Origin of the sequence: Bacillus litorisediminis (genome assembly GCF_022808645.1) — a bacterium.
Taxonomy (GTDB): Bacteria; Bacillota; Bacilli; order Bacillales; family JC228; genus Bacillus_BF; species Bacillus_BF litorisediminis.
In genome coordinates this window covers 100,347-118,525 of the sequence record NZ_JAKZKT010000001.1, presented here as the reverse complement: position 1 = coordinate 118,525, position 18,179 = coordinate 100,347, and the positions used below count along the sequence as shown (strand labels likewise).

At 40.0% G+C, this 18,179-nt stretch carries 17 protein-coding genes and 2 pseudogenes; 15 read left to right on the top strand and 4 right to left on the bottom strand.

Annotated elements, in window-relative coordinates:
* The first annotated feature begins 1 nt into the window (after position 1).
* Positions 2 to 631, top strand: a complete 630-nt coding sequence (locus tag MLE14_RS00530; RefSeq protein WP_243296365.1) for a response regulator — start codon at positions 2 to 4, stop codon at positions 629 to 631.
* A gap of 22 nt (positions 632 to 653) precedes the next feature.
* On the opposite strand, the gene MLE14_RS00525 is transcribed toward MLE14_RS00530, so the two are convergent.
* Positions 654 to 1,166: an antibiotic biosynthesis monooxygenase family protein gene (locus MLE14_RS00525; RefSeq protein WP_243296282.1), complete on the bottom strand. Its 513-nt coding sequence runs from the start codon at positions 1,164 to 1,166 to the stop codon at positions 654 to 656.
* A gap of 227 nt (positions 1,167 to 1,393) precedes the next feature.
* Here MLE14_RS00525 and hemE point away from each other — a divergent pair, with 227 nt between their 5' ends.
* The 3 genes from hemE (at position 1,394) to MLE14_RS00510 (ending at position 4,071) form a co-directional block, all read left to right on the top strand.
* Positions 1,394 to 2,434, top strand: coding sequence for a uroporphyrinogen decarboxylase (gene hemE / locus MLE14_RS00520; RefSeq protein ID WP_243296364.1), 1,041 nt, complete (start codon positions 1,394 to 1,396; stop codon positions 2,432 to 2,434).
* 72 nt (positions 2,435 to 2,506) lie between these two features.
* Entirely contained in the window at positions 2,507 to 3,442 is a 936-nt protein-coding gene (gene hemH / locus MLE14_RS00515; protein ID WP_243296281.1) for a ferrochelatase, read from the top strand.
* A 125-nt stretch (positions 3,443 to 3,567) separates the two neighbouring features.
* On the top strand, positions 3,568 to 4,071 hold the full coding sequence (locus MLE14_RS00510) for a DinB family protein (protein WP_243296280.1): 504 nt from the start codon (positions 3,568 to 3,570) through the stop codon (positions 4,069 to 4,071).
* Between the two features lie 106 nt (positions 4,072 to 4,177).
* On the opposite strand, the gene yhfH is transcribed toward MLE14_RS00510, so the two are convergent.
* The gene (gene yhfH, locus MLE14_RS00505; RefSeq protein ID WP_243296279.1) at positions 4,178 to 4,312 is read right to left on the bottom strand and encodes a protein YhfH; all 135 of its coding nucleotides are present in this window, start codon (positions 4,310 to 4,312) and stop codon (positions 4,178 to 4,180) included.
* Positions 4,313 to 4,515: 203 nt separating this feature from the next.
* Here yhfH and MLE14_RS00500 point away from each other — a divergent pair, with 203 nt between their 5' ends.
* The 8 genes from MLE14_RS00500 to MLE14_RS00465 all read left to right on the top strand — a co-directional run bounded on the left by MLE14_RS00500 (position 4,516) and on the right by MLE14_RS00465 (position 12,774).
* The gene (locus MLE14_RS00500) at positions 4,516 to 5,250 is read left to right on the top strand and encodes an MBL fold metallo-hydrolase (protein ID WP_243296278.1); all 735 of its coding nucleotides are present in this window, start codon (positions 4,516 to 4,518) and stop codon (positions 5,248 to 5,250) included.
* A gap of 20 nt (positions 5,251 to 5,270) precedes the next feature.
* Positions 5,271 to 6,260, top strand: a complete 990-nt coding sequence (locus MLE14_RS00495) for a lipoate--protein ligase (protein ID WP_243296277.1) — start codon at positions 5,271 to 5,273, stop codon at positions 6,258 to 6,260.
* A gap of 789 nt (positions 6,261 to 7,049) precedes the next feature.
* The gene (locus tag MLE14_RS00490) at positions 7,050 to 7,358 is read left to right on the top strand and encodes a PTS sugar transporter subunit IIB (protein ID WP_243296276.1); all 309 of its coding nucleotides are present in this window, start codon (positions 7,050 to 7,052) and stop codon (positions 7,356 to 7,358) included.
* Positions 7,359 to 7,369: 11 nt separating this feature from the next.
* Positions 7,370 to 8,686 carry a PTS cellobiose transporter subunit IIC gene (gene celB / locus MLE14_RS00485; RefSeq protein WP_243296275.1) on the top strand — a complete coding sequence of 439 codons (1,317 nt, stop codon included), beginning with the start codon at positions 7,370 to 7,372 and terminating at the stop codon, positions 8,684 to 8,686.
* 3 nt (positions 8,687 to 8,689) lie between these two features.
* Positions 8,690 to 9,433, top strand: coding sequence for a chitin disaccharide deacetylase (gene chbG, locus MLE14_RS00480; protein ID WP_243296274.1), 744 nt, complete (start codon positions 8,690 to 8,692; stop codon positions 9,431 to 9,433).
* Positions 9,434 to 9,437: 4 nt separating this feature from the next.
* Positions 9,438 to 9,761 (top strand): PTS lactose/cellobiose transporter subunit IIA, encoded by a 324-nt coding sequence (locus MLE14_RS00475; RefSeq protein WP_243296273.1) that lies wholly within the window; start codon positions 9,438 to 9,440, stop codon positions 9,759 to 9,761.
* Positions 9,758 to 11,077, top strand: a complete 1,320-nt coding sequence (locus MLE14_RS00470; RefSeq protein WP_243296272.1) for a 6-phospho-beta-glucosidase — start codon at positions 9,758 to 9,760, stop codon at positions 11,075 to 11,077. Before MLE14_RS00475 ends, MLE14_RS00470 begins: the two co-directional genes overlap by 4 nt.
* Positions 11,078 to 11,214: 137 nt before the next feature.
* Positions 11,215 to 12,774, top strand: a complete 1,560-nt coding sequence (locus tag MLE14_RS00465; protein ID WP_243296271.1) for a fatty acid--CoA ligase family protein — start codon at positions 11,215 to 11,217, stop codon at positions 12,772 to 12,774.
* 821 nt (positions 12,775 to 13,595) lie between these two features.
* Here MLE14_RS00465 and MLE14_RS00460 read toward each other — a convergent pair.
* Positions 13,596 to 14,147 carry a helix-turn-helix domain-containing protein gene (locus MLE14_RS00460; protein ID WP_243296270.1) on the bottom strand — a complete coding sequence of 184 codons (552 nt, stop codon included), beginning with the start codon at positions 14,145 to 14,147 and terminating at the stop codon, positions 13,596 to 13,598.
* A gap of 120 nt (positions 14,148 to 14,267) precedes the next feature.
* Between MLE14_RS00460 and MLE14_RS00455 the strand changes: the two genes are divergently transcribed.
* Both MLE14_RS00455 and MLE14_RS00450 read left to right on the top strand, forming a co-directional pair.
* Positions 14,268 to 15,005 (top strand): AzlC family ABC transporter permease, encoded by a 738-nt coding sequence (locus MLE14_RS00455; protein ID WP_243296269.1) that lies wholly within the window; start codon positions 14,268 to 14,270, stop codon positions 15,003 to 15,005.
* On the top strand, positions 14,998 to 15,300 hold the full coding sequence (locus tag MLE14_RS00450; RefSeq protein ID WP_243296268.1) for an AzlD domain-containing protein: 303 nt from the start codon (positions 14,998 to 15,000) through the stop codon (positions 15,298 to 15,300). Before MLE14_RS00455 ends, MLE14_RS00450 begins: the two co-directional genes overlap by 8 nt.
* A gap of 616 nt (positions 15,301 to 15,916) precedes the next feature.
* On the opposite strand, the pseudogene MLE14_RS22355 reads toward MLE14_RS00450, so the two are convergent.
* A pseudogene (locus tag MLE14_RS22355) lies at positions 15,917 to 17,200 on the bottom strand (IS110 family transposase).
* A 196-nt stretch (positions 17,201 to 17,396) separates the two neighbouring features.
* On the opposite strand from MLE14_RS22355, the pseudogene merR reads away from it, so the two are divergent.
* Positions 17,397 to 17,795 (top strand): annotated as a pseudogene (merR, locus tag MLE14_RS00435) (Hg(II)-responsive transcriptional regulator).
* Positions 17,796 to 18,179: the final 384 nt, after the last annotated feature.

Sequence of the window (18,179 nt, the reverse complement as noted above, 5' to 3'; positions counted from 1 at the left end):
AATGGTGGTAGATGACCATGATTTGGTCCGTAAAGGAATTTTATCTTATTTAAGGACAGATTCAGATTTTCAAATTGTTGGAGAAACAGATAGCGGAAACAAAGCAGTTGCTTTAGCTGAACAAGTGAATCCAGATGTCATCCTGATGGATTTAGTTATGGACGATGGTGATGGGATTAGTGCCACTAAAAAAATTATTGAAAAACTCCCCCAAGTGAAAATTATCATATTAACGAGTTTTTATGATGATGAAAAAGTATTTCCGGCCATTGAAGCGGGGGCTTTTAGCTATTTGCTCAAAACTGCAAAGGCAGAAGAGGTCGTAGAAACGGTAAAAAAAGCATATAAGGGAGAACCGGTGATCGAGACAAAAGTTGCTTTTAAGCTTTTAAATCGAGTCCGCAAAAAAGATCCTAAACCACATGATTCACTGACAGAAAGGGAATTAGAGGTGCTTACATGTCTTGGAGACGGCCTTACAAATCAAGAAATCAGTGAGGAGCTTTTTATTGGGATCAAAACAGTTAAAACCCATGTCAGTAATATATTAAGCAAGCTGGGCGTCCAAGACCGGACGCAGGCAGCTATCTACGCAAACCGAAATGGACTTGTAAGAAAAAATAATATGTAATGCCAAAAGCAGAGGGCAAAAATCACTCTTCCTCTGCCGGCAACGTATATTGAGAAACATAAGAGGGTCCTGAGAAAATCTTCTGTACGGCGGAAGGACTATCGAGGCTCTCTTTTTTGTCGTGAGCCTGTGCAAAAGAGGCAGACTCTTTCCATTGGAGGAAAGCAGATTCATTTTTCCATAAGGTAAAAACGATATAGGTATCACCTGCTGCCGGCCGAAGAAGGCGAAAGGCTTTAAATCCTGGTTCTTTTTCAATCAGTTTCGCGCGAGTTTTAAAACGGTATTCAAAGACAGGGCGTCCTTCCTCTGTGACTGGAATATGATTCATCACGGCGAAACCTGTTTGCTCCATTGTACCTGCTGCCTCAATCACTTCATATTTGCGACCTGACTTAAAGATGGATGGCCCTTCAGTTTCATGAAAAAGCAAAGCAGTCTTAGGATTTAGCATTAAATACATCTGCTGTTCTGCATGTTTTTTTTGTAATGAAGCTAGATAATCATACGTTCCATTGGTCATAAAAACAAACATCTTTCATCCCTCCATATTTGCTAAAAGCTGTACCTCATTGTTTTCCAATCATAATTGAAAAAGGCAATTTCATGACAATCTATACCTAATAGTATACAACTTGGGAAAAATGTCTTATATTGAATAACGGAATCTATTACATACTTATTTTTACTTATATATTATTTTTTCTTTTATTTATATTGTATTACAATGTATTAGAGAATAAGAAAGGCGTGACATTAGCCATGATAACCAATGATTCGTTATTGAAAGCTGCAAGAGGTGAGAAAACAACACATGTACCTGTCTGGTATATGAGACAAGCAGGACGCTCTCAGCCAGAATATCGCGCTCTTAAAGAGAAGTATTCTTTATTTGAGATTACCCACAATCCTGAATTAGCCGCATATGTGACAAGGCTGCCTGTTGAAAACTACGGTGTTGATGCAGCCATTTTGTATAAAGATATAATGACTCCGCTCCCAGGAATGGGCGTGCAAGTCGAAATTAAAAATGGAATTGGCCCAGTTATCGACAACCCCATCCGTTCTATAAAAGATATCGAGCGTTTGCAACCGCTTCAGCCGGAAGAGCATATCCCTTACATACTAGAAACGATTCGGTTGCTGACTAAAGAACAGCTATCGGTACCATTAATCGGATTTGCCGGAGCTCCGTTTACTTTAGCAAGCTATATGATTGAAGGCAAACCATCGCGGGACTATATTCATTTAAAATCCTTTATGTATAGTGAGCCACAAGCTTGGTTTGCTTTAATGGATAAGCTAAAGGACATGACCATCACGTATTTAAAAGCACAAATTAAAGCGGGCGCAAGTGCCATTCAAATCTTTGACTCATGGGTCGGCACCCTTAACCGTCAGGATTACCAGTATTTTGTTAAACCAACGATGTCTGAAATCTTCACTAATCTTCAGGACGAAAATGTTCCGATGATTTATTTTGGCGTAGGGGCGAGCCATTTAGTTCAGGAGTGGAATGAACTCCCAGTTGATGTCATCGGCTTGGATTGGCGCCTGCCGATTAGGGAAGCAAGAGCAATGGGAATCCAGAAAGCAATCCAAGGGAATCTTGATCCGACTCTTTTACTGGCTCCTTGGCCGGTTCTTGAAGGCAAAGTAAAAGAAATCATTGATGCCGGCATAGAACAGCCTGGGTACATCTTTAATCTTGGACATGGTGTATTCCCTGAAGTGCAGCCTGATACTTTAGTAAAACTTACCCAGTTCATCCATGACTATTCTAGTGAAAAAATAAGCAAATAAGCATAGTTTTTGAAAATCCGTACTTTTATATGATACAAATGATATGAAGCTTAAAAAAGGTGTGAAAAATACATGACAAAAAAGAAGATGGGTCTACTTGTAATGGCTTACGGTACCCCTTATCAAGAAGAAGACATCGAGCGCTATTATACGCATATCCGCCATGGAAGAAGACCATCGGATGAACAGCTGGAAGATTTAAAAAGCCGATACCGTGCAATTGGGGGATTATCTCCCTTAGCCAAAATTACGGAAGAACAGGCGGCTAAATTAGAAGAGCATTTGAATTCGCTTCAAGACGAAATGGAGTTTAAAGCCTATTTAGGTTTAAAGCATATCGAGCCATTTATCGAAGATGCTGTTGAGCAGATGCATAAAGATGGTATTGAAGAGGCGATTAGTCTTGTATTAGCTCCGCATTTCTCTACCTTTAGTGTTAAATCCTATAATCAAAGGGCAAAAGATACGGCTGAAAAACTAGGTGGTCCATCTATTGTTTCAGTTGAAAGCTGGTACGACGAACCAAAATTTATTAAGTATTGGGCGGACCGGGTAAAAGAAGTCTATGCAAACATGGACGAAACAGAAAAAGAAAATGCAGTACTGATTGTATCTGCTCATAGTTTGCCAGAGAAAATCCTTCAATATGGAGATCCGTATCCAGAACAATTACAATTAACTGCAAAAATGATCGTCGAACAAGCTGGAGTCAAAAACTATGCGGTTGGCTGGCAAAGTGCGGGTCAGACACCTGAACCATGGCTTGGCCCGGATGTACAAGATCTAACAAGAGAATTATATGACGAAAAGGGCTATCGCTCCTTCGTTTATATTCCGGTCGGATTTATTGCTGAGCACTTAGAAGTCCTTTACGATAACGATTATGAGTGCAAAGTCGTTACTGAAGAATTAGGTGCCAAATATTACAGACCTGAAATGCCAAATGCAAAGCCTGAATTTATTGATGCACTTGCAACTGTTGTTTTAAAAAAACTGAACAAAGCCTAAAATTGATAACCGTATATTAATTGAATATGATTATATCTGATTTGACCCCCTGGTATTAGACAGGGGGTTTTGTTTTTTTAAATAGATACAATAGGTAAGCAAAAAATGGAAGGGGGACTGTTGGAATGTACCAAACGATTCAAGGCTTTCTCAGATCTTGGAAGCATGAAGCAAATGCTACCCATCGAATGTTGGAGAGTTTAACAGATGAATCACTGAAACAAGAAGTAACGCCTGATCACCATACACTTGGAAGAATTGCCTGGCATATAACAATTACGATTCATGAAATGATGTCACGGACTGGATTACAATTTGAAGCACCTGATGACCATGCACCTGTTCCAGAAACAGCTAGGGAAATCGCCGATACATATAAGAAAGTAAATGAAGCTTTTATACAGGCGATACAAACACTATGGACGGATGATTCCTTAAAGGAATTGAGTGATATGTATGGTGAAAAACAGCCGAATGGATTTTTCTTAATGGTTCACTTTCATCATCAAATTCAACACAGAGGGCAAATGACGGTTTTAATGAGGCAAGCCGGATTAAAAGTACCGGGTGTGTACGGAACTGCGCGAGAAGACTGGAGTAAAGTGGGTATGGAAGCACCTGCTATCTAAATCATGTTTCAAGGATAAAAATGAGGGCTGTTATCGATATAGATGACAGCCCTCTATTACTTTTTATATGGAAGGCATTGGAGGTGAAAAAAGAAGGTATATCTTATTAACCTTTGTACACCTGCAGGCAATCGTCACAAGTATTCCCATAGCACTCATGCTGTTCATCAATCGTTTTCCCGCAAGATTGACACTCTTTTTTCGGTAAAGAACGGAAGAACTCAAGGACATTTTGCAGCATCAAGGATCCCTCTTTTCAGTTTAATGATTTATATTATATTGTATTATAACAGATGAAAATATGCACCATTGTTTTAATACAATTTTCGATTATTTTTTAGACTGCAAATAAAGACATGAGATGTGAGAGTTGCATTGGTGCAGAAAAAACAGTTATTTTGTAAAATAGGAAATAGGATTCATTTCTAAAACTGGAGTGATGATATGAAACTGACTGTTGTTGGGTTTCGCGGCGGATATCCCGGAAAGGATGAAGCAAGCTCAGGTTACATATTGGAGGAAAATGGTTTTCGTTTATTAATCGACTGTGGCAGTGCTGTTATATCACACTTACATAGATATATTCAGCCTGAGGAACTGGATGCTGTGATTATTTCACACTATCATGCGGACCATATAGCAGATATAGGGATTCTTCAGCATGCCAGATTGATCCAATCATTTTTAGGGAAACAGATGCCAAACCTGCCGATTTATGGGCATCAGGAAGATCGTTTAAAATTTCATGAGCTAACATACAAACAGATTACAAATGGAATCGCTTACGACCCGAATTCGAAGCTCCAAGTCGGTCCTCTTACGATTTCCTTTTTAAGGACCAATCATCCAGTTCCATGCTTTGCCATGAGATTCGAAGCTGGAGGAAAGGCACTTGTTTATACGGCGGATACGTCCTTCAAGGAAGAATTCATAGAATTCAGCAATGATGCTGATTTACTGATTTGTGAATGCAATCTTTATAAAGGGCAGGATGGAAAAGCGGCAGGTCATATGACAAGTGAAGAGGCAGGGAAATTAGCAGCTGAAGCTGGTGTCCGTTCATTGATTCTGACCCATTTGCCTCATTATGGAGATGTTACACAGCTGGTGCAAGAAGCCAAAGAGAATTATAATGGACCTGTTGCCTTAGCCCATAGCGGACTTCAGGTAACTCTTTAGAAAAAGAGGAGGAAATATAGATGTTATTTATTGATAATCAGGGAATTACAGATCCTAGAATTAACCTTGCGATTGAGGAATATGCACTTAAGCATCTAGATATTGACGAATCATACCTTTTGTTTTACATAAATCGGCCCTCTATCATTATTGGGAAAAACCAAAATACGATTGAAGAGATTAATACTGAATATGTAGAAAAAAATGACATCATTGTGGTGCGAAGACTTTCAGGCGGGGGTGCTGTCTATCACGATTTAGGAAATCTAAATTATAGCTTTATTACGAAAGATGACGGAAATAGTTTCCATAATTTTCAAAAATTCACCCAACCTGTAATTGATGCATTAAAGACGATGGGCGTAAATGCCCAGCTTAGCGGCCGAAATGACATCGAGGTAGATGGCCGAAAAATCTCGGGGAACGCTCAATTTTCAACAAGAGGACGCATGTTTACACACGGTACTTTAATGCTTAACTCTGAAATCGAAAATGTTGTTTCTGCTTTAAAGGTAAAAAAAGAAAAAATCGAATCAAAAGGAATTAAATCAATTCGAAGCAGAGTCGCAAATATCTCCGAATTTCTAGCTGAGCCAATCACAATGGAAGAGTTTCGTTCTAAACTCCTTTCCTATATTTTTAATGGCGAAAAAGAAATTCCTGAGTATAAGCTTACCGAAAAAGACTGGGAAAAGATCAATGAAATCTCAAAAGAGCGCTATCAAAATTGGGATTGGAACTATGGAAAATCTCCAGCCTTTAACATGCAGCACTCTCACCGTTTCCCGGCAGGAACCATCGAATTCAGACTAGAGGTAAATAAGGGAATTATTGAAAACTGTAAAATATACGGTGACTTCTTTGGAGTTGGTGAAGTATCAGACATCGAAAACAAGCTTAAAGGGATCCGCTATGAAAAATCGGCGATTGAAGATGCACTGCAAGATGTTGATCTCAAGCATTACTTCGGAAATGTAGAAAAGTCCGATTTGCTAAATCTGATTTATTAATATTTCCTTACTCTGTGTCCTATGTGGGCGCAGAGTTTTTTATTTTTACAACAAGACACATAAATAGTCTGAATCGGCCCATAAACAATGCAGCCCGGCCCATAAACAATGAGGACCGGCCCATAAACAGTGCAGCCCGGCCCATAAACAGTGAGGACCGGCCCATAAACAGTGCAGCCCGGCCCATAAACAGTGCAGCCCTGCCCATAAACAGTGAAGACCAGCCCATAAACAGTGAGACCGGCCCCATAAAAGTGCAGCCCGGCCCATAAACAATGCAGCCCGTCCCATAAACAGTGAGGACCGGCCCATAAACAGTGCAGCCCGTCCCATAAACAGTGCAGCCCGGCCCATAAACAGTGAGGACCGGCCCATAAAAGTGCAGCCCGGCCCATAAACAATGCGGACCGGCCCATAAACAGGCAGGACCGCCCATAAACAATGCGGACCCGCCCATAAACAGTGCAGCCCGCCCATAAACAGTGAGGACCGGCCCATAAACAGTGCAGCCCGGCCCATAAACAGTGCAGACCGTCCCATAAACAATGCGTGCCGTCCCATAAACAGTGCAGCCCGGCCCATAAACAATGCAGACCGGCCCATAAACAGGCAGGACCTTTAGTGCAAGCCTCTATACAGCAAGATTAAACCAAGAATCAACTCATTAAACAGATATTTCCTTATCGTTTAAAACTTTTCATAAAAATTTGCAAAACGACATGCATATCTATCATGAAAACGCTTACTCGACAATACATATAGGACAAAAGGGTGAAGGAGGGACTAGATATGAATATTTTACTCATTTGTGCAGCAGGGATGTCGACCAGTTTACTTGTAACGAAAATGCAAAACGCTGCAAAAGATAAGGAAGTAAAAGCCAATATTTGGGCAGTGTCTGCAGGAGAAGCAAAGGATCATTTAGACAAAGCAGATGTTGTTTTACTTGGGCCGCAAGTGAGATACAAGCTGGCTCATTTTAAAAAAGAGGGGGAACAAAGGGGTATTCCAGTTGATGTTATTAATCCGGCAGATTATGGGCGTGTCAATGGAGAAGGGGTTTTACATTTTGCTTTATCGCTTTTGAATAAAAATTGAGGGTGATGAACATGAATCGGTTCATTTCATTTTTAGACAAGTACGTGATGCCGGCAGCGGGACGAATTGCAGAACAGAGACATCTTCAGGCAATCCGTGACGGGTTAATTTTAGCCATGCCGTTATTAATTATTGGTTCCCTATTCCTCATTTTAGGCTTTGTTCCGATTGAGGGCTATGACGAATTTATGGCCAATACATTTGGTGATGCTTGGAGGGAAAAGCTTCTTTATCCTGTAGGTGCGACCTTTGACATTATGGCATTAATCGTTAGCTTTGGTGTCGCGTATCGTTTAGCGGAAAAGTATAATGTCGATGCGTTGTCTGCTGGGGCCATTTCGCTTTCCTCTTTTCTGCTCGTCACACCTTATAAAGTTCCGTTCCTGGCAGAAGGCGCAACTGAAGCAGTGATGGTCGGCGGTGCAATTCCTGTAACATTAATGGGAAGTCAAGGACTTTTTGTTGCGATGATTATGGCTGTATTGGGCACTGAAATCTACAGGTACGTTATTCAAAGAAATATTGTGATAAAGCTTCCAGATGGCGTTCCCCCAGCTGTTGCCAAGTCATTTGTAGCCTTAATCCCTGGTTTCATTGTTGTGGCAGTGATGTGGATCCTGAGACTCTTAATTGAATTGACCTCATTTGAAAGCGTTCACAATATTGTAAGTGATATATTAAGTGCTCCATTAAGTGCGTTGGGCTCCAGCTTACTTGGGGCAATGGTAGCGGTATTGTTTATTCAGTTATTGTGGTCCTGCGGTTTGCATGGAGCTGCCATAGTCGGGGGAGTAATGGGACCAATCTGGCTTTCTCTCATGGACGAGAACCGGCTTGCCTACCAGAATAATCCGGATGGGGAACTGCCGAATGTCATTACTCAGCAATTTTTCGACCTATGGATCTATATCGGGGGGTCAGGTGCAACACTAGGACTTGTCATTATGATGCTCCTTTTTGCAAGAAGTCAGCAGATGAAAAGCTTGGGCAGACTTTCAATAGGACCGGGAATCTTTAATATTAATGAGCCGATTACATTTGGGATGCCGATTGTCATGAATCCGCTCCTCATTATTCCATTTATATTGGCTCCTCTTGCAATTGTACTGATTTCTTACTTCGCAATGGCGACCGGATTAGCGGCTAAGCCGAGCGGAGTCAGTGTACCATGGACAACACCAGTACTATTCAGCGGGTATTTAGCAACTGGAGGGAAAATATCAGGGGCAATATTACAGCTTGTCAACTTCCTTGTCGCGATGGCCATTTATTATCCATTCTTCCGTATCTGGGATCGTCAAAAGTTAAAAGAAGAGCAAGGGGCATAAACGATGAAGCTTATTGTCAATGCCGATGATTTCGGCTATTCAGAAGGAGTTAATCATGGAATCATGGAAGCATTTTACCATGGGGTGGTTACATCAGCCACCCTTATGGTTAATATGCCGGGAGCGGGGCATGCATTTGCGTTAAAAGAAGCTAATCCATCTCTTGGGGTGGGCATTCATTTCGTATTGACCTGCGGAAAGCCTCTTTGTACAGATGTTACGAGTTTAATGAATGAAGAAGGATACTTCCGAAAAGGCAAAGAATATCTCGATGCGGCCGATTCAAAAGAAATTCGGAAAGAGCTGAACGCCCAGTTTACCAGATTTGTAGAGCAAGGCGGCTTGCCTACTCATATTGATAGCCATCATCATGTTCATGCCCATAAGAAGGTATTGCCGGCCGTAATTGAGATTGCGCAGAAATATTCCCTTCCGATAAGACTGACAAAGCCAAATTCGGAGGAACTCAAGAACGCAGCTATCCTCACGACGGATTTTTTAGCCCACACATTCTATGGGGAGACGGCGACTCGTGATCATTTTATTCAATTACTGGAGACCATCAGCGGGTTTGAAACTGCGGAACTTATGACGCATCCGGGCTATGTAGATGAGGCTGTAAAAATAGGGAGCAGCTATAATGTTCAGAGATTACAAGAGTTACAAGTCCTGACTGATTCAACTTTAAAGCAGGAATTAGAAAAAAGAAAAATAGAGCTAACTCACTATGGGGGTATCAAGGGGTGAACGAATGGAATCACAAGAACAAGCTGCTTTTCAGCTAATCTTGCATAGTGGTAACGGAAGAAGCTTGGCGATGGAGGCACTCTCCCTTGCAAAAGAAAAAAAATGGAATGCGGCCGAGCAAAAATTAGAGGAAGCCAATCAGGAGCTGATTGAAGCTCATCATATTCAAACGGGATTATTAACAAATGAAGCGAAAGGTGAAAAAGTTTCGATTTCATTGCTTTTTATCCATGCTCAGGACCATTTGATGAATGCCATTACGGTAAAGGAATTGTGTGAGGAAGTATTGCATCTTTGGAAACATCTTGGGGAGGTGAGCTCTTCATGAGCAAGCAGGGATTAAAAATTGCAACCATCGGCGGAGGTTCAAGCTACACTCCGGAATTAATAGAAGGATTTATTAAGCGTTATGACGAGCTTCCAATTAGAGAGCTATGGCTTGTTGATATTAAAGAGGGAGAGCATAAATTACAGGTTGTTGGGGAACTCTCGAAGCGGATGGTTCAAAAAGCTGGCGTTCCGATGGAGATTCATTTAACCCTGGACCGAAGAAAAGCACTTGAGGGAGCTGATTTCGTCACAACGCAATTGCGGGTGGGGCTATTAGATGCCCGTATTAAAGATGAGAAGATTCCTTTGAAATATGGCGTAATTGGCCAAGAAACAAATGGGCCAGGCGGGCTCTTTAAGGGGTTACGAACGATCCCAGTCATTTTAGAAATCGCAGAAGAAATTCAGGAGCTTTGTCCGGATGCCTGGCTTATCAATTTTACGAACCCTGCAGGAATGGTAACTGAAGCCGTATTAAGATATTCCAGCCATCAAAAAGTAGTAGGATTATGCAATGTTCCCATTGGAATGAGGATGGGAATTGCAAAAGTTTTAGGGGTCGAAGCAAGCAGAGTCCAAATTGATTTTGCTGGGTTGAATCATATGGTTTATGGCCTCCGTGTATATCTGGACGGGACAGAAATAACAGACCAGGTGCTAGAGGAGTTAACCAATCCAACCAATAGTGTATCGATGAAAAACATTGTCAATCTTGGCTGGGAGCCTGATTTTATTAAGGCTTTAAAAATTCTGCCTTGTCCGTACCATCGCTATTACTATCAAACTAGTAAAATGCTTGAGGAGGAACTGAAGGCAGCTGAGACAGCCGGAACAAGGGCAGAGGTTGTGAAACAGCTGGAAGAGGATTTGTTTGAGCTTTACAAAGATCCTCATTTAAACATAAAGCCTCCGCAATTAGAAAAAAGAGGAGGAGCTTACTATAGCGATGCAGCCTGCAGTCTGATCCATTCCATGTATACCAATAAAGGAGATATCCAGCCGGTCAATACGAAAAACTTGGGCGCAATTGCCAGTATTCCATATGATTCAGCGGTAGAAGTAAACTGTGTAATTACGAAGGATGGTCCAAAACCAATCGCGATAGGTGACCTTCCTGTTTCAGTACGAGGACTTGTTCAGCAAATTAAGTCCTTTGAAAGAGTGGCTGCAGAAGCTGCAGTAACAGGAGATTACCATACCGCTTTATTAGCGATGACCATCAATCCGCTTGTACCGTCTGATACGATTGCCAAACAAATATTAGATGAAATGCTAGAAGCTCATAAAGATTACCTTCCGCAATTTAATAATTAGAATACATGATAAGGCCGGCATATGGATTACCTGCCGGCCTATAGCTATCTTTGATTCTATTGTTTTTTTGTAATTTTTAAAATATAATAAGATTTGGATATTGAATGAATACTCATTCATTACAGGGGAGGGAATTTATGAATATCACGGAAAAGCTTAGAGAAACAGCAGCTCGGACTCCGACTAAGCCAGCGTACTATTTTGCTGGGGAAAGCAAATCTTACGCAGAATTAGATGGGGCTGTCACCAAGTTTGCAAGCGGCTTGCAAAAGCTTGGGATTGACAAAGGCGACCATGTGGGCCTGCTCTTGGGAAATTCGCCATACTTTATCATTGGCTTATATGGCGCATTAAGAGCAGGAGCAACAGTTGTTCCTTTAAATCCGCTTTACACTCCGTCAGAACTGGGATATATGCTTGACAATGGGGATGTGAAAGCGTTAATTGCACTCGATCTTGCTTTGCCTGTATTGGAAAAAGCGCACCCATCTCTTCCAAAAATTGAATCTTATATTCTATGTGAAACGCCAAAGCAGGAAGGGGAAACTAGTTTACGTATCGAAGAATTATCAATCCGTCCAAAATTGCAAACGTTTACAAATGTGCTCGAGAGCGGGGATTTATCATTCCAGCCAAGCGACGCAGATGAGGATGATACGGCTGTCATCCTTTATACATCGGGTACGACAGGCAAGCCTAAAGGTGCGATGCTGACTCACAAAAATTTATTTAGTAATGCTCATGACATCGGAGAGTATTTAAAATTTAATGAAGAAGACCGGATCATCACCGCATTACCGATGTTTCACGTCTTTTGCTTAACCGTTGCCTTGAATGCTCCATTAATGAAAGGGGCTACTCTTCTAATTGTACCGCGGTTTAGTCCGAAAGAAATTTTTGATTTAGGAAAAACCATGAATCCAACTGTTTTCGCTGGTGTCCCAACGATGTACAATTTCTTGTACCAATACCCAGAAGGGAACCCAGATGATCTGAAGTCTCTTAGACTATGTGTTTCTGGGGGAGCTTCCATGCCGGTAGCCCTGCTTAAAAATTTTGAAAAGAAATTTAAGGTGGCAGTTTCGGAAGGATATGGACTTTCTGAAGCCTCTCCCGTAACTGCTTTTAATCCGTTAGATCGTCCGCGAAAGCCCGGTTCAATCGGAACATCCATCATCAATGTAGAAAATAAAGTAGTAGATCCAAATAGCGAGGAAGTACCCATAGGTCAGGTCGGGGAATTAATTGTAAAAGGCCCTAACGTAATGAAGGGATATTACAAAATGCCGGAAGAAACTGAAGCTACCATAAAAGAAGGCTGGCTTTACACAGGTGACCTGGCGAGAATGGACGAAGAAGGATATTTCTATATTGTTGACCGGAAAAAGGATATGATTATTGTCGGCGGATATAATGTCTATCCTCGTGAAGTAGAAGAAGTATTATATAATCATCCTGATATTGTGGAGGCTGCTGTTGTAGGAGTACCGGATTCAACCCATGGTGAAGCTGTGAAAAGCTTTGTTGTTTCCAATAATCCTCATTTAACGGCAGATGATGTGATTGAGTATTGCTCTTTGCATTTAGCCAAATACAAGCTTCCTAGTTACGTTGAATTTTTAGACGAACTCCCGAAAAACGCCACAGGAAAAATTTTAAGAAGATCGTTAAAGGAAATAGCAGTTGAATCTAAATAAAAAAAGGGTGAAGCTGGAGATATTTCTCCAGCTTTTTTGTCGTAGGGAAATTATACAATTCTCGACTTGTGGATAAGTTTTCGATAAAAGGGTGTATTAGAAGTCAAAATTGGTAGTACGGCTTAAAATGTTGTTCTATCGGTCAAAATTGGTTTTTACCGGTCAGAATCCTGTTCTATGGGTCAAAATTCTATTCTATCAGTCAAATCGGGGTGTCTACGGGTCAAAAATGGGATTCAATCGGTCAAACTTGGTTTCTATAAGTCAAAATTCTATTCTATGAGTCAAATCGGGGTGTCTACGGGTCAAAAATGGGATTCAATCGGTCAAAATTGATTTCTATCGGTCAAAATTGATTTCTACGGGTCAAAATCCCGTTCTATCGGTCAAACTTGGTTTCTATGAGTCAAAATTCTATTCTATCAGTCAAATCGGGGTGTCTACGGGTCAAAAATGGGATTCTATCGGTCAAATTCGTAGTTCTATCGGTCAAAATTGATTTCTATGGGTCAAAATCCGGTTCTATCGGTCAAAATTGATTTCTATGGGTCAAAATCCGGTTCTATCGGTCAAAATTGATTTCTATGGGTCAAAATCCGGTACTATCGGTCAAACTTTGGTTTCTACGGGTCAAAATCCGGTACTATCGGTCAAAATTGATTTCTACGGGTCAAAATCCGGTACTATCGGTCAAACTTTGGTTTCTACGGGTCAAAATCCGGTTCTATCGGTCAAAATCGTAGTTCTATCGGTCAAACTTTGGTTTCTATGCTCAAAATTTTGTTCTCGCTCTTACAGTGTTCAAATTGCTCTCAATTCTCTTAGGGATAATATATAATCATATGACATTGTACAATCTCAGAGCCTTTATTTTGATATGTGTGAGTTTGGTTAGGCAAAAATCGAATCGATTCGCCTCTGCGAATCTCATGCTCCTTCCCCCCGAATTCGATCGTCAGAGTTCCATTCATCACGGTAATATATTCCTCAACTCCCTCAGGATGAGGTTCTGAAATGTGATGGCAGCCCGGCAGTAAATCAATTAAAAATACTTCAAACTTTTTTCGAGCATCAAAGGGAAAGATCGAATAAACCCGGTATTTATCGTGATTTTCTAGAATCGGGGTTATTGAGTCTTTATTGACAATGGATATGTTGGATTCTTCCTCTTGAAGCAGGGAAGAAAAGGATACTTGGAAGCCTGTTGCAATTTTCCATAAAGTGGTGACCGTCGGGCTTGATTCTCCTCTTTCAATTTGGCCAAGCATGGCTTTGGATACCCCTGTTCGAATCGCGGCCTGATCCAGGCTGAGCCTTCTTAGCTTTCGCAGCGACTTCACTTTTTCCCCAATTTTTCTTTGAATATCTTCCATATTTTTTCTCCCTTGGATTGTATGTTTTAACGTACATTTGTATAATATATTACAATATTTTAAAAAAGATAAACATAGATTAAGAGTATCATACAGATAGCCAAGATGGGAGGACAGAATATGGAGGAAAGTGTTTACGATAAAGCGGAAATAACAGCTTCATCACATTTCAAGCAGGGGTTAAAAGCGGGGACCAGTATTGCGATCGGCTATTTTCCCATCGCAGTTGCTTTTGGTCTGATAGCAAAAACAACAGGACTAACTTTAAATGAAACGGTTTTTATGAGCCTGTTTGTATATGCTGGGGCGGCCCAGTATATGTCTTTGAGTCTGATTGAAGAAGGAATTGGCATGGCAGAAATTGTTTTGACTACCTTTATCGTTAATATCAGGCACCTGCTTTTATCTACTTCCTTAAATGAAAAAGTAGAGAAAGATTCCGTCTTTAAAAAAGCTATTTATGCATTTGGGATCACTGACGAAACGTTTTCTGTAGCATCGATTACGAAAGAAAAATTAACGACTGAATTTATGTACGGCTTAACGATTATTGCCTACGCCAGTTGGGTCATCAGTTCCGGTATCGGATATATCGGCGGCTCGCTAATGCCTCAATTTTTACAGGACAGTATGTCGGTTGCTTTGTATGCGATGTTTATTGGACTATTAGTCCCTTCATTGAAAGGGAATAGAAAGGTAATTTTTCTGGCTTTAGTGGCCGCAGTGTTTAATACGGTGTTAACGATGGCGGATGTGATGTCATCTGGCTGGGCAATTGTAGCTTCGACTTTAGCTTCAGCTATTTTAATAGAATGGGTTGAATGGATCAGAAATCGAGGTGTTGTTCAGCATGACTAGCCCAATTTTTTGGATGATTGTTGGTATGGGGATTGTAACATACATACCGAGAATGCTTCCTTTTGTCCTGATTCGCGGAAAAGAGCTGCCTTCATTTATTCAAGGGGTATTAAAAAATGTACCATATGCCACTTTAGGTGCGCTCATTTTTCCGGCCATCTTTTTTATTCAAGAGGAGCTTTGGTTTGGTGTCGTCGGCGCGATTTCCGCATTTGCAATTGCATTCGCCGGAGTAAATGTGATTGTGGTTGTGATTGGAACAGTGGCGGTATTGTCAATCTTTTCATTGTTTTAGATTTATCATATATTCGCTTCCATAGGACCTTTAATTTGAAGGTCTTTTTCTTTGTTTACAGATCGTGTATAATACAATTTTTATGAAGAATTAAATCTATTATAAACAAAAAAAGAAAATCCGTACACGTACACAAAGTTGGGGTAACTCCTTTTTTCTCCCGGTTGATCCAAGAAGGATTATCGCATTTTTTGTTGAAGTTATTGAGCTCCCTCAGTTAGATACGATTTTTTCTCAAATACTCACTTATTCGCAGGATTTCAAATCACTTGAAAGAAAAAAAGGATTGATTGAATAAGTTATTAGTATTTTGGCTACATGAAGGCGTACTTAAATAATGGAGGTAAAGATAACTCCATTATTTTCCGCATACTGTACGTATTCTCCACGCCACCCCTGGAGGTTTTCGATCCCACGTCTTAACGGGTCAAATGCCCTTTCATTCCTTCGTCATACCTATCCGAGTGTGGTAGAGGCCGGTCTTTCTAACGGAACGGGTCAGTGCCCTTTTGCACAATAAATCCGGTACTTCGTACTTCTTTGAGATCCTACGAATAAGGCAATATTCGAAAAATATTATTTTTTATTTGTTCTGTTGTTGTTACTTAAAAGATGTTTACTTGTTTAAGTTATGCAGCATTAGATCTACTGGTTTTACTTTGTTGGGGCGATAAGATTCATTTTTACGTGCCATTCCAACTAAAACTCTTGCGAGTTTATGAATTAATTTCATAATAGATTTCATTTTTTTCATCTTTTTGACTTTAACATTGTTTGCGTGCAGTTCTTTAAAGTCAGGGTTGTTCATGACTAGACTCATAGTCGCTAAGTACAAGAAGCGCCGCAAACGAGATCTCCCGCGTTTAGAAAGTACAATTTGCCCTTTCCATTTTCCTGAACTAGCCTCTGCAAGTTGTAACCCCGCATGACGCAATAAAGAATTACTGTGTGCAAATCCACTAAGATCTCCAACTCACCTAAAATGCCTGCAAGGGCAATTTCGCTTATCCCTTTGATGGCAAGTAACTTTCTCGCGAAAGGAATTTGTTTAAGGCAGTCAGTAACTTCCTTTTCCACTCCTTCAAGTTGAGCTGTTGCAAGATCAAACTCTTCAATTAATTATTCAAGGTGTAGTTTATAAGCATCAAGTGCTTGGCGTGTTCCGACTGAATGCTTAGCTAATTCAATTAATTGTTGTGCTTTTTTTAACCCAGGTTGTCTTTTTATTAGAGTTTTCCATCCACAAATGATATCCGATGCTTTCATAGAACGAAGTTCATTTGGTGTAGGGAATAAGCGTAGTGTAGCTATTGCACCTTTCCCTTTAACATCTATGAATACCTGCCGAAGTTCAGGAAATACAACATCCACCCCTCGATTAATTTGATTGACAGTGCTAACTAGTCTTTTAACCGTCATATCACGGTTAGACCTTAACACTCTAAGTTTTTCAAAGGCCTCTGAAGTAGGGTGAATAAAGGAATAGTAACCATTCTTGACCATATCAGCGATAACAAGAGCATCTTTTTTATCACTTTTGGATTGTTATTATCCTGGTTTTCCTTATTCTTTTTTACCAGATGGGGTTAACCATAACTGCTTCAATATTTTGATCATAAAGCCATTTAGATAGGTTAATCCAGTAATGTCCTGTAGGTTCCATTCCAACTATTGTAGAATGAAATCCTTTTAAGGTTTTTAACTGACTAACCCATTGTAGGAATCTAGCAAAACCATTTTCATTATTTTCAAATGTAAGAGGATCTCCGATTACTATCCCACGAAAATTCACAGCTCTAGCTACATGTAATTCTTGGGCGATATCTACACCGACTACAAGGTGTTTATCTGAAATTCTCTCTATTAGTTGATTTTGTTTGACTTGCATTTTAAACTTCATATAAGGGCTCCTCCTTAAGGTTTTGAGTTAGAGTGGTGTCTATACTCATATCTTACTGAGGAGCCCTGTTTTTTTCAAAGTTGAAAATTATCTATCTACAGGAATTCTAACGATGCAAGATAGTTCAACATAAAAATAATAATATACTTGACCGTGTACTATGGTACACGGTTTATACGTTTATGAGGTGAATCATGTGAGTTATAGTGTCAGTGAATTTGCAGAAAAATGTGGTGTGAATAAAGAAACAATTAGATATTACGAACAGAAAAACTTATTACTAGAACTTTCCCACACGAATGCTGGTTACCGAGAATATTCAGATGATGATGTTAAACGTATGAATTTTATTAGACGGATGCAAGAACTTTGATTTTCTTTAAGTGAAATTTATAAATTACTTGAAATTGTAGATAAAGATGAGGTTCGCTGCGAGGATATGTTTGAATTTGTATCTAAAAAAGAAGAGGAAGTTCAAAAGAAAATAGAGGATTTAAAGCGAATTGAAACCATGTTAAAAGATTTAAAACAACGATGTCCAGATGAAAAACAATTACATACGTGCCCCATAATTGAAACTCTGATCGAGGACTAAGGAGGAAACATGAAAAATCGTATAGAAAGTACAGGTGGTTTTTAGTAGCAAAATTTACTTGCCAGTGTCATTTAGTTTTAGTGGTTCCACTGGTAGCCGGAACAGAGATTTGGTATATTTTTATCTGAATTTAAAACCATTGTTTTCTGTGCTTTTGCTTTATTATTTATGTTTTGACTTCATATAGGATGGAGAAAAATGTCTTTGGAACTCCAAAAGGATGATTGTTGTAGTTTAAGGGATTAGGGGGAAGATTATAAAATAGAAGTTTGTACAATTAGAAAAGCTATTGACTCGTTTTGTGATCGCAGGCTGTGGCTTTAGGACCTATAGTTTTAATTCCTCTTGGTTTAATAGGTTTACTTGAGGGTTTGCAATTTTTTT